Origin of the sequence: Micromonospora sp. WMMA1923 (genome assembly GCF_049179195.1) — a bacterium.
In the GTDB taxonomy this organism is placed as follows: Bacteria; Actinomycetota; Actinomycetes; order Mycobacteriales; family Micromonosporaceae; genus Micromonospora; species Micromonospora yangpuensis.
Map to the genome: position 1 here is coordinate 4,289,427 of NZ_JBMHLZ010000001.1, position 13,287 is coordinate 4,302,713.

General features: G+C 73.3%; 11 protein-coding genes and 1 pseudogene. 6 read left to right on the forward strand and 6 right to left on the reverse strand.

Annotated elements, in window-relative coordinates; translation table 11 throughout:
• Window positions 1-123: 123 nt before the first annotated feature.
• On the reverse strand, window positions 124-843 hold the full coding sequence (locus tag ACN28G_RS19300) for a TIGR03936 family radical SAM-associated protein (protein ID WP_091447101.1): 720 nt from the start codon (window positions 841-843) through the stop codon (window positions 124-126).
• A 184-nt stretch (window positions 844-1,027) separates the two neighbouring features.
• Window positions 1,028-3,022, reverse strand: coding sequence for a TIGR03960 family B12-binding radical SAM protein (locus ACN28G_RS19305; protein WP_091442513.1), 1,995 nt, complete (start codon window positions 3,020-3,022; stop codon window positions 1,028-1,030).
• Between the two features lie 161 nt (window positions 3,023-3,183).
• On the opposite strand from ACN28G_RS19305, the gene ACN28G_RS19310 reads away from it, so the two are divergent.
• Both ACN28G_RS19310 and ACN28G_RS19315 read left to right on the forward strand, forming a co-directional pair.
• A complete protein-coding gene (locus ACN28G_RS19310) occupies window positions 3,184-5,220 on the forward strand; it encodes a hypothetical protein (RefSeq protein ID WP_421480033.1) in 2,037 nt (678 codons plus the stop codon).
• 65 nt (window positions 5,221-5,285) lie between these two features.
• Window positions 5,286-6,758, forward strand: a complete 1,473-nt coding sequence (locus tag ACN28G_RS19315) for a cryptochrome/photolyase family protein (protein ID WP_091442524.1) — start codon at window positions 5,286-5,288, stop codon at window positions 6,756-6,758.
• Between the two features lie 6 nt (window positions 6,759-6,764).
• On the opposite strand, the gene ACN28G_RS19320 is transcribed toward ACN28G_RS19315, so the two are convergent.
• Window positions 6,765-7,457: a lysophospholipid acyltransferase family protein gene (locus ACN28G_RS19320; RefSeq protein ID WP_091442528.1), complete on the reverse strand. Its 693-nt coding sequence runs from the start codon at window positions 7,455-7,457 to the stop codon at window positions 6,765-6,767.
• A gap of 212 nt (window positions 7,458-7,669) precedes the next feature.
• On the opposite strand from ACN28G_RS19320, the gene ACN28G_RS19325 reads away from it, so the two are divergent.
• Window positions 7,670-8,110 (forward strand): carboxymuconolactone decarboxylase family protein, encoded by a 441-nt coding sequence (locus ACN28G_RS19325; RefSeq protein ID WP_091442532.1) that lies wholly within the window; start codon window positions 7,670-7,672, stop codon window positions 8,108-8,110.
• On the forward strand, window positions 8,107-8,991 hold the full coding sequence (gene sigJ, locus ACN28G_RS19330; protein WP_229688472.1) for an RNA polymerase sigma factor SigJ: 885 nt from the start codon (window positions 8,107-8,109) through the stop codon (window positions 8,989-8,991). Before ACN28G_RS19325 ends, sigJ begins: the two co-directional genes overlap by 4 nt.
• A gap of 44 nt (window positions 8,992-9,035) precedes the next feature.
• On the opposite strand, the gene ndk is transcribed toward sigJ, so the two are convergent.
• Complete coding sequence (gene ndk, locus ACN28G_RS19335; protein ID WP_091442535.1) at window positions 9,036-9,461, reverse strand: nucleoside-diphosphate kinase; 426 nt, start codon at window positions 9,459-9,461, stop codon at window positions 9,036-9,038.
• A gap of 142 nt (window positions 9,462-9,603) precedes the next feature.
• On the opposite strand from ndk, the pseudogene ACN28G_RS19340 reads away from it, so the two are divergent.
• Both ACN28G_RS19340 and ACN28G_RS19345 read left to right on the forward strand, forming a co-directional pair.
• Window positions 9,604-10,617 (forward strand): annotated as a pseudogene (locus ACN28G_RS19340) (glyoxalase/bleomycin resistance/dioxygenase family protein); the annotation flags it as partial.
• 42 nt (window positions 10,618-10,659) lie between these two features.
• On the forward strand, window positions 10,660-11,529 hold the full coding sequence (locus ACN28G_RS19345; protein WP_229688480.1) for a VOC family protein: 870 nt from the start codon (window positions 10,660-10,662) through the stop codon (window positions 11,527-11,529).
• Between the two features lie 111 nt (window positions 11,530-11,640).
• Here the strand turns inward: ACN28G_RS19345 and ACN28G_RS19350 are convergent, their stop codons facing one another.
• Both ACN28G_RS19350 and ACN28G_RS19355 read right to left on the reverse strand, forming a co-directional pair.
• Entirely contained in the window at window positions 11,641-12,009 is a 369-nt protein-coding gene (locus ACN28G_RS19350; RefSeq protein ID WP_091442541.1) for a DUF4233 domain-containing protein, read from the reverse strand.
• Window positions 12,006-13,277, reverse strand: a complete 1,272-nt coding sequence (locus ACN28G_RS19355) for a bifunctional folylpolyglutamate synthase/dihydrofolate synthase (protein WP_091447112.1) — start codon at window positions 13,275-13,277, stop codon at window positions 12,006-12,008. Before ACN28G_RS19355 ends, ACN28G_RS19350 begins: the two co-directional genes overlap by 4 nt.
• Between the last annotated feature and the right edge of the window lie 10 nt (window positions 13,278-13,287).

Genomic DNA, 13,287 nt, shown 5'->3' on the forward strand with positions numbered 1-13,287 from the left:
TCCAGTTCTGGCTGCCCCGGGCGCGGGTGAGCGCTGCCACGCAGGGTTGCCGCAAAAGGTGTTCCGCGAACGCGCGTGGTGCGCGCCCGCCGAAGTCTGCCTACCCGAGCGCCGACCGTCCGGTCAGTGCTCGACGATGGTTGCCCCGTCGCGGTCCGCCTCCAACGGATCCACGATCGCACCCTGCGCGGTCAACGTGCCCTGCGCCAGCCGAGTCACTCGCGGTGACACCGGCGGCTCCAGGGCGGCCACCACGCGGAGGCCGGAAAGGACGTCATCGGGACGCACGGACGGGGTGACCTGCCGTACGACCAGTTCGAGTATCGCACACGGGACGGCCGTGTCCCCGGAAGGTGCCGCCGCCTGCTCCGCCATATCAATATGAATAACCGCAGATCGGGCATCGAACGTCCGGCGCCCCTGCTTCGTCATCCGCTCGACCTGCACCTCCTCGGCGGCGGTGAAAGACTTCACGGCGGCGGCGAGCACGTCCGGCTCCACGCCGGGCAGCTCGATCCGCCAGGACGACGCCTCGATCCGGTCGGCGAGACTGCCCCCGCCGGCGACCACGGCGTCGACCACGTCGAGACCGGGCGAGAGGGCCGCGTCCAGCGCCGCGCGCAGCGCGTCCGGATCGACCGGCTCCCGCAACCCGATCTCCAGGTACTCGGCCTCGCTGGCGACCCCGGTGGGCGCCGCGCTGGCGTACGAGATCTTGGGGTGCGGGGTGAAACCCTGGGAATAGGCGATCGGGACACCGGCGCGACGCAGCGCACGCTCGAAGGCGCGGGCGAAGTCCCGGTGCGAGGTGAAGCGCAGCGGCCCGCGCTTGGCGTACCGGATCCGGACCCGCTGGACGACCGGCGCCTGGCCGCCTTCGGGTTGAGGCTTTCTGGCGATCGTGTGCTCCTCGGATTCTGCCTGCCTGTGCGCCCCATCCTGGCGCAGCGGTCGAGCCGCCACGCAGCCGGGTCCCCGTACGGTGATCGGGTCAGCGCCGCACCGTCACCTCCGGCAGCGCCGGTGGTCAGTGGGAGTGGCCGCTGACCGGCACCTTGAGGCCGTTGCCGCCCACCGGGGTCAGCGGCAGCAGCTTCTGGCCGGTGGGACCGATCTGGATCTCGGTGTCCATGGCCGGGCAGACGCCGCAGTCGAAACACGGCGTCCAGCGGCAGTCCTCCTGCTCGTACTCGCTGAGCGAGTCCTGCCAGTCCTGCCAGAGCCAGTCCTTGTCCAGGCCCGAGTCGAGGTGGTCCCAGGGCAGGACCTCCAGCTCGTCGCGCTCCCGGGTGGTGTACCAGTCGAGGTCCAACCCGAAGGCGGGCAGCGTCTCGGCCGCCGCGTCCACCCAGCGCCGGTACGAGAAGTGCTCGCTCCAGCCGTCGAACCGGCCGCCGTTCTCCCAGACCCGGCGGATCACCGCGCCGACCCGGCGGTCGCCCCGCGACAGCAGGCCCTCGATCAGCGACGGCTCACCGTCGTGGTAGCGGTAGCCGATCGCGCGGCCCAGCGAGCGGTCGGCGTTGATCGCCTGCTTGAGCAGCTTGAGCCGGTGGTCGATGACCTCCGGCGACTGCATGGACGCCCACTGGAACGGGGTGTGCGGCTTCGGCACGAACCCGCCGATGGAGACGGTGCAGCGGATGTCCTTGCTGCCGGTGGCGGCCCGACCGGCCCGGATGACCTCATGGGCCATCTCGGCGATCTCCAGCACGTCCTCGTCGGTCTCGGTGGGCAGACCGCACATGAAGTAGAGCTTCACCTGCCGCCAGCCGTTGGTGTACGCGGTGACGACCGTACGGATCAGGTCTTCCTTGGTCACCATCTTGTTGATGACCTTGCGGATCCGCTCCGACCCGCCCTCGGGGGCGAAGGTCAGGCCGGTCCGCCGGCCGTTGCGGGACAGCTCCTGGGCGAGGTCGATGTTGAACGCGTCCACCCGGGTCGACGGCAGCGACAACGACACGTTGGTGCCCTCGTACTGCTGGGCCAGGCCGGAGCACATGTCGCCGATCTCGGAGTGGTCGGCCGAGGAGAGCGACAGCAGGCCGACCTCGTGGAAACCGGAGAACTCCAACCCCTCGCGGACCATCTGGCCGACCGTGGTGATCGACCGCTCCCGTACCGGCCGGGTGATCATGCCGGCCTGGCAGAACCGGCACCCCCGGGTGCACCCCCGGAAGATCTCCACCGCGTACCGCTCGTGCACCGTCTCGGCCAGCGGCACCAGGGGCTTCTTCGGGTACGGCCAGGCGTCCAGATCCATCGTGGTGCGCTTGTGCACCCGGAACGGCACGTCCGCGCGGTTGGGCACTACCCGCTGGATCCGGCCGTCGGGCAGGTAGTCCACGTCGTAGAAGCGCGGCACGTAGACGCTCTCGGTCCGGGCCAGCCGCAGCAGCAGCTCGTCGCGGCCCCCGGGGCAGCCCTCGGCCTTCCACTGGCGGACGATCGTGGTGATCTCCAGGACGGCTTCCTCGCCGTCACCGAGCACCGCCGCGTCGACGAAGTCGGCGATCGGCTCCGGGTTGAACGCGGCGTGCCCGCCGGCCACGATCACCGGGTCGGCGTCGCCCCGCTCGGCGGCCAGCAGCGGGATGCCGGCCAGGTCGATCGCGGTGAGCAGGTTGGTGTAGCCCAGCTCGGTGGAGAACGACACACCGAACAGGTCGAAGTCCCGCACCGAGCGGTGCGCGTCGACGGTGAACTGCGGCACGCCGTGGCTGCGCATCAGCGCCTCCAGGTCCGGCCAGACCGCGTAGGTGCGCTCGGCGAGGACGTCCGGCAGCTCGTTGAGCACCTCGTAGAGGATCTGCACGCCCTGGTTGGGCAGGCCCACCTCGTACGCGTCCGGGTACATCAGCGCCCAGCGGACGGTCGCCGCGTCCCACTCCTTGACCACCGCGCCCAGCTCGCCACCGACGTACTGGATGGGCTTGGTGACCTGGGGCAGCAACGGCTCCAGGCGGGGCCAGACGGAGTTCGTCGCGGCGGGGCGCGGCGTGGTCGACGGGACGCTCATGATGCCCAAGGGTACGCGCCCGCCGGTCGGCCGCCGCGCCGCACCGGTCGATGGACCGCCGGACGGTACGGCCAGCTCACCGCCGTCGGACCGACGGGCGGGTTCGGCGGGCTGGCAGTGCGGTACTAACCTCGCAGGCGGCGCGAGAGGAGATTGCCGCGATGCCGGAGCCGCAGCCGGAAACCGACCGGCCGGCCGAGGGGCTCACCCCGGCCACCGACGCGGGCCGGGATCCGGCGGTCGACGACCGGCCGCCCCCGCCCGCCACACCAGCACCAGCACAGACCACCGGTCCCCGCACCGGCCCTGCGGGCACCCGCGAGCTGCCCGTGTTGCCGGAGGACGAGCCGTCGCCGTCCGGATCCGTCAGCCCGGCCGAGCCGACCGACTCGGAACGGCCGACAGACGCGTCCGCGACCGCCTCGGCGGCGGCCGCCGAGGCGGCGTCGGAGCCGGCCCCGGACCGGTCAGGCACGGCCGGCCCGACCACGGAGGCAGCCCCGGCGGAACCGACCCCGGGTCCGGCCCCGGAGGCAGCCCGGGCGGAACCTGCCCTCGACCCGACAGCAGCGGCAGTCCCGGCGGAACCGACTCCAGAGCCGGCCCCGACCTCGGAGGCAGGTTCGGAGCCGACCTCGGACGCAGCCCTGGAGCCGACCTCGGACGCAGCCCTGGAGCGGGTCTCCGACCGGTCGACAGGCGCGGTGGACCCGACCGACGGGTCGGCAACGACGAACGCGGCGGAGCGGACGAACGCGGCGGAGCCGACCACTGGGGCGGCAACGACGGGCGCGGCGGCTCGGTTCGCGCCTGACGTCGCCGACCAGCCGGCCGGCGAGGCCACGGTGGGCGTCCCGGAGCCGGGCCGGACCGGACCGGCCGGTACCCGGCAGATGGACGCGTTGCCCGACGAGCCGAGCGTCGGCCGGGTCAGTGGCTCGGCGCCGGTGCCACCGCCACGAGCGCCGGAACCCCGCCGGTTCTGGGGCCGGCCCGCGCGGTCCAGCCCACCTCCACCGCCACCCGGGCCGCCACCGCCGGTGGACCGGACCCTGGTGGACGGGACGCTGCTGGACGGGCCCCCGGAGAGTCGTACCCCGGTCGATCCCTGGGCGGGGGTGGACACCGGCGGCTGGGACCTGCCCTCGACGGGCTATCCGGCCCTGCCGCCGACCACGCACCACCCCGAGCCGGCATCGGCCCCGCCGTGGCCCGAGTCACCTCCGGCCGGGGCGCAGCCGGCAGCCGGGCCGTACCCGGCGGCGGAGCCCTACCCGGCCGCGGAGTCGTACCCGTCCGCCGAGCCCTTCTCGGCCCCGCCGTACCCGCACACCCCCGCGCAGCCGTATCCGCCCGCGGCAGGCGGGAGCCAGCCGCACCCGACCGGCCACCCGCAGGCGTACCCACTGCCGGGGCACCCGCCGGCGTCGTCGGCCGGCTATTCGGCCTCGGCGCGGCCGGTCTCCGCGCACCCGGTGTCGCCACCGCCGCCACCGCCACCACCGCCACCACCGCCACCACCGCCGCCACCGCCGCCACCGGTGTCGGCTCCGCCCCGGCCGGTGTCACCGCCGGCCGCGCCACCGGCACAGCGCCGGGCGGACCACCGGCCACCCCCGCCGCCCGCCGCGCCGCGTCGTCGACGGCGGCGCTGGCCTTCCCGGTTCCTGATGACGTTCCTGCTCAGCGTGATCTGCTGCTGCGGCTGCCCCGCGTACTTCGGCAAGCCGGCCTGGGACCAGTACCCGGCCGCCGCGAGCCTGCCCGAGGAGGTCGCGGACCTCCGCCTGCGCTCCGACGGCGGCGACGCGGTGCGGCGGCTGGAGGCCGGGGTGGGCGAGGCCCACCTGCTGACCGAGGACACCTTCGGCGGGGTCTACGGCACCTCGGACGGCAAGCGGGTGACGGTCTTCGGCGGTACCGGATTCCGGATCACCCCGGAGAGCGACGCCGAGGGCGAGATCGACAGGCTCACCGGCGAGTACGGGCTCGGGGAGCCGACGGTGGTGCGGACCGACGTCCGGGGGCGGCACGCCCGGTGTGCCACCGGCAGCGCCGACGACACCGCCGTGGTGGTCTGCACCTCGGTCGACCACGGCAGCCTCGCCACCGCCGTCTTCACCCGGCTCTCGGTCGATGACAGCGCCGCCCTCCTGGGCACACTCCGTAGTCAGATCATCACTATCAATCAAGGGTGATCTCGATGGCGTAAAGCTTTCGCTTTTTGCCCGTACCAATCCACTTTCGGGCCCACAATCGGGACATGTCGCGGCGTTGGCTCTTCGCCGATCAGCTAGGCCCACACTTCCTCGATGACCGGCACCAGGAGGTGCTGCTGATCGAGTCGAAGGCGGTCTTCCGGCGCCGGGTCTTCCACCGGCAGAAGGCGCACCTGGTGCTCTCCGCTCTGCGCCACCGCGCGGCGGAGCTCGGCGACCAGGCCCGGTACCTGCGCACCGAGACGTACGCGGAGGGGCTGCGCACGGTCCGCGAGCCGCTGGAGGTGTGCCACCCCACCTCCCGGCGGGCCCTGGCGTTCGTCGAGCGACAACCCCGGCTGACGGTGTTGCCGGCCCGTGGTTACGTCACCAGCCTGGCCGACTTCACCGACTGGGCCGATGGCCGACGGAGCGCGCTCCGGATGGATGCCTTCTACCGGTTCGCCCGGGAACGGCACGACGTGCTGATCGAGGCGGGTGAGCCGGTGGGCGGCCGGTGGAGCCTGGACACCGAGAACCGGCAGCCGCCGCCGAAGGACGTCGACCGGTTGGCGGTCCCCGCGCCACCGAAGCTGCGGGAGGACGACATCGACGCCGAGGTCCGGGCCGATCTGGACCGGTGGGAGCGGGAGGGGATCCGGTTCGCCGGCCGGGACGGGCCACGCCGCTTTCCGGCCAGCACCAAGGAGGCCCGGGCCCGGCTGCGGCACTTCCTGCGGCACCGGCTGCCCGCGTTCGGCCCGTACGAGGACGCGATGCTCGCCAACGACCCGTGGCTGGCCCACAGCGCGCTCTCCTCCTCGTTCAACCTGGGCCTGCTCGATCCGATGGAGGCAATCCGGGGCGCGGAACGGGCGTATCACGCCGACGGTGCCCCCCTGCCCAGCGTGGAGGGCTTCATTCGGCAGATCATGGGCTGGCGGGACTTCGTCTGGCAGCTCTACTGGTACTTCGACCGTGGCTGGCGGGACAACAACGCCCTGGCCGCCCGCAGGCACGTGCCGGACTGGTGGCAGGACCTGGACGCCGACGTGGTGCGGGCGCGGTGCCTCTCCGACGTGCTGGGCGAGGTCCGCGACCACGGCTGGACGCACCACATCCCCCGACTGATGGTGCTCGGCAACTACGCCCTGCAACGTGGCTGGCGGCCGACGGAGCTGGTGGACTGGTTCCACCGCAGCTTCGTCGACGGGTACGAGTGGGTGATGACCGCCAACGTGGTGGGCATGAGCCAGTACGCCGACCTCGGTCAGATGACCACCAAGCCGTACGCCTCGGGCGGGGCGTACATCAACCGGATGAGCGACTACTGCGGCGGCTGCCCTTACGACCCGAAGAAGCGCCTCGGCGAGGACGCCTGCCCGTTCACCGCCGGCTACTGGTCGTTCCTGCTGCGCAACCGGGAGCGGCTGCCGGGCAACGCGCGGATGGCCCGCTCGATGAAGCAGCTCGACCGGCTGGCCGACCTCGACGCGGTCGCCGACCAGGAACGACGGCGCGGCGACGATCCGCCGTGAGCCGCCTCAGGCCGGGGACTCGCCGGTGGTGGGCTCGTCCCGCTTGGGGGCGTAGCGCGGGACGTACTCCTGGCCGGTGAGCTTCTGGATCTCGCCCATCAGCTCGTCGGTCATCTCCCGCAGCGAGGTCCGGTCGTCCGGCCGCCCGGTGAAGTCCAACGGCTTGCCGAACCGGATCGTGATCCGGCCGTTGCCCGGCCGGGGCACCCGGGCGCCGATCGGCTGGACCTTCTCGGTGCCGATCATGCCGACCGGCACGATCGGCACCCCGGCGGCCACGGCGAGCCGGGCCGCGCCGGTCCGGCCACGGTAGAGCCGGCCGTCGGGCGAACGGGTCCCCTCCGGATAGATGGCCACCAGGTCACCGCCGCGCAGGGCGGGCAGGGCCGCGTCGAAGGCCGACAGCGCCGCACGTCCACCGGCCCGCTCCACCGGGATCGCGCCGAGGCCGGTGAGCACGACCCGGGAGAGCGTGCCCTTCGGGCCGGTACCGGTGAAGTACTCGGACTTGGCCCAGAAGGCCAGGTGTCGCGGAACCACGGTGCCGAGGAACAGCTCGTCGGCGACCGAGAGGTGGTTGCCGGCGAAGATGGCGCCCCCGGTCTTCGGGATGTGCTCGAGCCCCTCCACGTGGGGGCGGAAGGCCAGTCGGAGCACGGGTGCCACGGTGAGTTTGCTGATCGTGTAGAGCAGCGGCACTGGTCCTCCGGACGGTCGTACCCAACGGGGGTGGTGTCATTCGCCGAGCGGTGTCACGTTAGCCGACGCGGTCCCGTCACCCGGCACCGCCCGTTGCGTGCGCGTCCCCACCGACCCCCACCGGCAGGAGACCCACGTCACATCCGGTCGTGTCACATCCGGGCCGCCACCGTCCGTCGTTGCGGTGAACCCACGACGGACGGGAGACCAGAATGAGTCGGATCGACCTGACGGCGGTGGCGCCCGAGGCGTACCGGGCAGTGTCCGAGCTGGAGCGTTACACCCGCGAGCACGTCGAGCCCACCGTGCTGGAGCTGGTGAAGGTACGAGCGTCGATGCTGAACGGTTGTGCGTTCTGCGTGGACATGCACACCCGGGAGGCCCTGGCCGCCGGCGAGTCCAGCCGACGGCTCTTCGCGGTCGCCGCCTGGCGGGAGGCGCCCTTCTTCGACGAGCGGGAACGCACCGCGCTGGCCCTCACCGACAGCCTCACCCGGCTCGGCGAGCACGGGGTGCCCGACCAGGTGTGGGACGCGGCGGCCGAGGTCTGGTCGGCGCGGGAACTGGTCGACCTGACGGTCGCGGTGGCCACAATCAACGTGTGGAACCGGATCGTGGCGGCCACCCGACGTCAGCCGTCCACCGACGAGTGACGACCGGCGGGGCCACGCAGGCGGCCGGTGTGCTCGACGCGCACCGGCCGATGCTGCTCGGGCTGGCCTACCGGATGCTCGGCAGCCTGCCCGACGCCGAGGACGTGCTCCAGGAGGCGTACCTGCGCTGGTGGGGTGTCGACCGGGCGGCGGTGGCCGAGCCACGCCGATACCTGTCGCGGGTGGTCACCCGGCTCGCCGTCGACCGGCTCCGCGCCCGGCAGGCGACCCGGGAGACGTACGTGGGCACCTGGTTGCCCACCCCGGTCGCCACCGCGTCGTCGCCGTTCGGGCCGCTGGAGCAGGCCGAGCTGCGCGACACCCTCTCCGTCGCGCTGCTGCACGTGCTGGAACGGCTCACTCCGCCGGAACGCGCGGTCTACGTGCTGCGCACCGCGTTCGAACTGCCGTACCCCGAGATCGCCGAGCTGCTGGACCGGTCGGCGGCGGACTGCCGGCAGCTGTACCACCGGGGCGTACGGCGGATCGCCGGGGACACCCGGCGCTTCACCGCCGGCCCCGCCGAGCAGCGCCGGCTGTTGGAGGCCTTCCTCGCCGCCGCCCGCGACGGTGACCTGGCCCGGCTCGCCGCGCTGGTCTCGGCCGACGCCACCGCCTGGTCGGACTCCGGCGGCCGGGTCCGCGCGGCCCGCAACCCGGTCCGCGGCGCGGACCGGGTCACCCGTTTCTTCGCCGGTATCCACGGACCCCACCGCCCACCGCTGCGGGCCGTCGAGGTGCAGCTCAACGGCGCCCCCGGGTACGTCGTGCGACGGCCGGACGGCAACCGGTACGCGTTGACCGTGGCCGCCGCCGACGGCCGGCTCACCGGCCTGTACCTGGTAAGCAATCCGGAGAAACTGACCCGGCTGGGCGGGTGAACCGGTGGTCGGGGCGGCGGGGCGCGGACCCGCTGCTGCGGCGGTCAGTCCAGCTCGGGGAACCAGAGGGCGATCTCGCGCTTGGCGCTGTCCGGCGAGTCCGAGGCGTGCGCCAGGTTCTCCCGGTTCGACAGCGAGAAGTCGCCCCGGATGGTGCCGGCCACGGCCTTGCGTCCGTCGGTGGCGCCCACCAGGGCGCGTACCACGTCGATCACCTGGTCGCCGGAGAGCACCAGGGCGACCAGCGGTCCGCTGGTCATGAAGTCCTTCAGCGGCGGGTAGAACGCCTTGTCCACGTGCTCGGCGTAGTGCTCGTCGGCGAGCGCCGCGTCCATCGTCCGGGACACCAGTGCGTCGATCCGCAGCCCCTTACGCTCGAAGCGGGCGATGATCTCGCCGACCAGGCCCCGCCGGACGGCGTCGGGCTTGATCAGTACGAGGGTGCGCTCATCCGAGCTGCTGCTGGACACGCTGGGTTCCTCCTGTGAGCAGATGACGGCTGGGCTGGGTACGGTCAGCGTAGCGACCCGGTCCGGCCTCCGGCGCGGCGGCTGCTCTTCCCCTCCGTCGCCGGTCCGGCCTAGCCTGGCTCTGATCCCTGGGAGGTCCACTGTGGCAAATGGCGGGAGCCGACCCATCGCGCCGGTGCGCAAGCTGATCGCCGCGGTGCTCGGCACCGTGGCGGCCTTCGTGATCATGGTCGGGCTGGGCATGACGAGCTGGGCCATCGTGGCGCTCGGCGTCGCCCTGTTGGCCCTGGCGATCGCCCTGGCCACGGTGCGCGGCGGTGGTCGTACCTGGGTGATCGGGGTGGGACACGTGCACAGCGTCTCCGAGCCACCCACCCAGTACGCCTTCGGCCGGTGCGAGTTGCAGCTGGTGCTGGACGCGCCGGGGATGCCACCCCGGTCCAAGAAGATCATCGAGCCCCGGGTGCCGGTGGCCAAGTGGCCGTCGCTGGGGCAGACCCTGCCGATCCGGGTCGCCCTCGACGACCAGCGGCACGTCCGGGTCCTCTGGGACGAGGTGCCGACCCACGCCGAGACGGCCGTCGCCGGTGACCTGCCGCCGGAGTTCGCGATGGCCGAGCCGGTGGACGAGGTGCTGATCCAGCAGGAGGCCCCGCCGTGGGCCGGCCGGGGATCCGACGACGAGTTCCACGACGGGCTCCGGGACGACTTCCAGGCGGACTTCCGGCAGGACTTCCAGGACGACCGCCGGGACGACGCGTCGATCGTCGAGCCGACGCGCGACGGCCTGGACGACCCGGCTGGTCGGCCGGCGCACCGGGAGCCGGTGGTGCTGCACCAGCGCCCCGGCGGTCCGGTCGTGCTGGAGGGCACGGTGGTCGAGCTGCCCAGCGGCGCGGTGCTGCCGCGTCGGGCCACGCCCGCGCAACGACCGCCCGCCGAGGAACGCCCGGACCCGGTCGCCGAGCAGCCGGTCGGGGCGACCGGGCAGGCGGCAGCAACCGAGCAGGCGGCAGCAACCGGGCAACCGGCAGCAACCGAGCGGTCGGCAGCCACCGAGCAGGCGGGTCCGGCCACTGACGAGCAGCCGACGCCGGCCGCCGAGCAGGCGGCGTCGGCCGTGGGCGAGGAGCCGATGCCGGCCGTGGACGAGGAGCCGGTCCGGCCCACCCGGCGGTCGAACCCGTCCGGCTACCCGATGGGCGACCTGCCACCCGCGCAGCGCGCGGCCTCCCCCATCGAGGACCGCTTCGAGCCGGCCCCCGCCGGGGATCCCTTTGCCCCGACGGCCCCCGACGCCCCCTTCGAGCCGGCACCCGCCGAGGAGCGTTTCGAGCCCACACCTGCCGACGACCGGTTCGTCCCGACCGCGGCCGACGACCACTTCGTGTCGGCACCTGCCGACGAGCGGTTCGTGTCGGCACCTGCCGACGAGCGCTTCGAGTCGGCGGCACCTGCCGACGGCCCGTTCACCCCGGATGTTCCCGAGGACCGGTTCGCGGCGTCGGCGACCGGGCCGCGGGCCGCGGCCGGGCCGTGGGACGGTGAGCCGGATCCGATCGACCTGCCGCTGGACGACCCGCCGGCCGCCCGCGTACACCCGTCGGCCGCCAGCGCGCACCCATCGGCGCCGGTCCACCCCGACGACCTCGACCCGGCGATCTTCGGCTACCCCTCGGACGTGGCCGACGGCCCGATCAGCGGCGTCGGGATCACCGTGCTCGTCACCGACCTGGACCGGTCCCTGGACTTCTACCGGGACGTGCTCGGCTTCACCGAGGTCGACCGGGGTGCGGGCAACGCGGTGCTCGCCTCCGGCAGCACCCGACTGGTGCTGCGCGAGGTGAGCGAGGCGGCACCGATCAGCCGCCGCCTGGTCCACGTCAACCTGGAGGTCAACGACATCCAGGCGGCGTACGAGCGGCTTCGGGACACCGGCCTGCGCTTCACCTACGCGCCCCGGGTGGTCAACCGGGGCACCAAGCTGGAGGTCTGGGCCGCCGCGTTCCGCGACCCGGACGGTCACGGCATCGCTTTGACCCAGTGGCGTGCCCTGACCGGCGCCTGACCGGCCCACCGCCGACCGCACCGAGGCCGGCCGCACCACCGCCGGCCGCACCGCCGGCCGGCTGCACCGCGCCGCCGCCGGCCGGCCGGGCCGGTGGCACAGCCGGCCGGGTCAGCCGGCGGTGGGCCCGAGGATCTGCCGGCGTACGTGCAACGCGTACGCCCACACCAGCGCGAAGATCACGCCGAGGGCCAGCAGCGACCAGTGCAGCAGGCCACCGAGCAGAAGCACCCCCTGCAGCGCGGTGCCGGCGTGCCAGGCCCAGGGCCGGCGCATCATGCCGGCGAGCACCACCGCCGCCACGGCGACCGCCACCAGCAGCCCCATGGTGGCGCCGCTGAGTTCCGTGCCGAGCGCCCGGATCGGCTGGATGCCGATCAGCAACACCAGCGCCTCCAGCCCGAGCGTGGCGGCGCCGAGCCCGCGTACCGCCCCCTCCGGGTTGCGCAGCCCGGAGGGTCGCGGTTGCTGCCCGCTCATCGTTTCAGCAGCCGGCGGGCGTCGGCCACGGTCACCACCGAGCCGGTGACCAGCACACCCACCCCGCTCAACTCACCCGGTACGTCGTACTCGGCGGCGGCGACGGCCGCCTCGATGGCGTCGGGCATCTGCTCGGCGGTCTCCACCCGGTCCGGGCCGAAGACCTCGGCGGCCAGCGCGGCAAGCGTCTCGACCGGCATCGCCCGGGGCGAACTGTTGCGGGTCACCACCACCGTGTCGAGCACCGGCTCCAGCAGCTCCAGCAGGCTGGCGGCGTCCTTGTCGGCCAGCACGCCGAGCACCCCGACCAGCTTGCTGAACGCGAACTCCTCCTGCAGCGCGGTGACCGTGGCGGCCATGCCCTGGGCGTTGTGCGCCCCGTCGAGCAGGATCGTCGGTGCGGACCGGACCTTCTCCAGACGTCCCGGTGAGCTGGCGGTGGCGAAGCCCTCACGGACCGTCTCCACGTCGAGCTGCCGTTTAGCGCCGGCACCGAGGAAGGCCTCCACCGCAGCCAGCGCCACGGCCGCGTTCTGCGCCTGGTGCGCGCCGTGCAGCGGCAGGAAGATCTCCTCGTAGACGCCGCCGAGGCCCTGCAGGGTGAGCACCTGACCGCCGACGGCCACCGCCCGGCGCAGCACCCCGAACTCGCCGCCCTCCCGGGCGACGGTCGCCCCCACCTCGGCACACCGTTCCAGGATGGGCCGGGCGGCCTCCTCCTCCTGGGCGGCGGAGACCACCGTGGTGCCGGGGTGGATGATGCCGGCCTTGGCCAACGCGATGTCCTGGATGGTGTCGCCCAGCCACTCGGTGTGGTCCAGCCCGATCGGGGTGAGCACGCAGACCCCGGCCTGGATCACATTGGTGGCGTCCTCGGCCCCGCCCAGCCCGACCTCGACCACCGCCACGTCGACCGGGGCGTCGGCGAAGGTCGCGAACGCCAGCGCCGTGGTCATGTCGAAGTAGGTGAGCGGCTCGGCGGAACGCTGGTCGACCAGCTCGGCCAGCGGGGCGATCTCCCGGTACGTGGTGACGAACCGCTCCTCACTCACCGGTTCCCCGTCCAGGCTGATCCGCTCCCGGACGGTCTCCAGGTGCGGGCTGGTGTACCGCCCGGTGTGCAGGCCGAAGGCCCGCAGCAGCGAGTCGATCATCCGGGCCGTCGAGGTCTTGCCGTTCGTCCCGGTCAGGTGGATCGACGGGTACGCCCGCTGCGGGCTGCCGAGCAGGTCGAGCAGGCTCTCGATCCGGTCCAGCTCGAAGACCATCCGGGTGAAG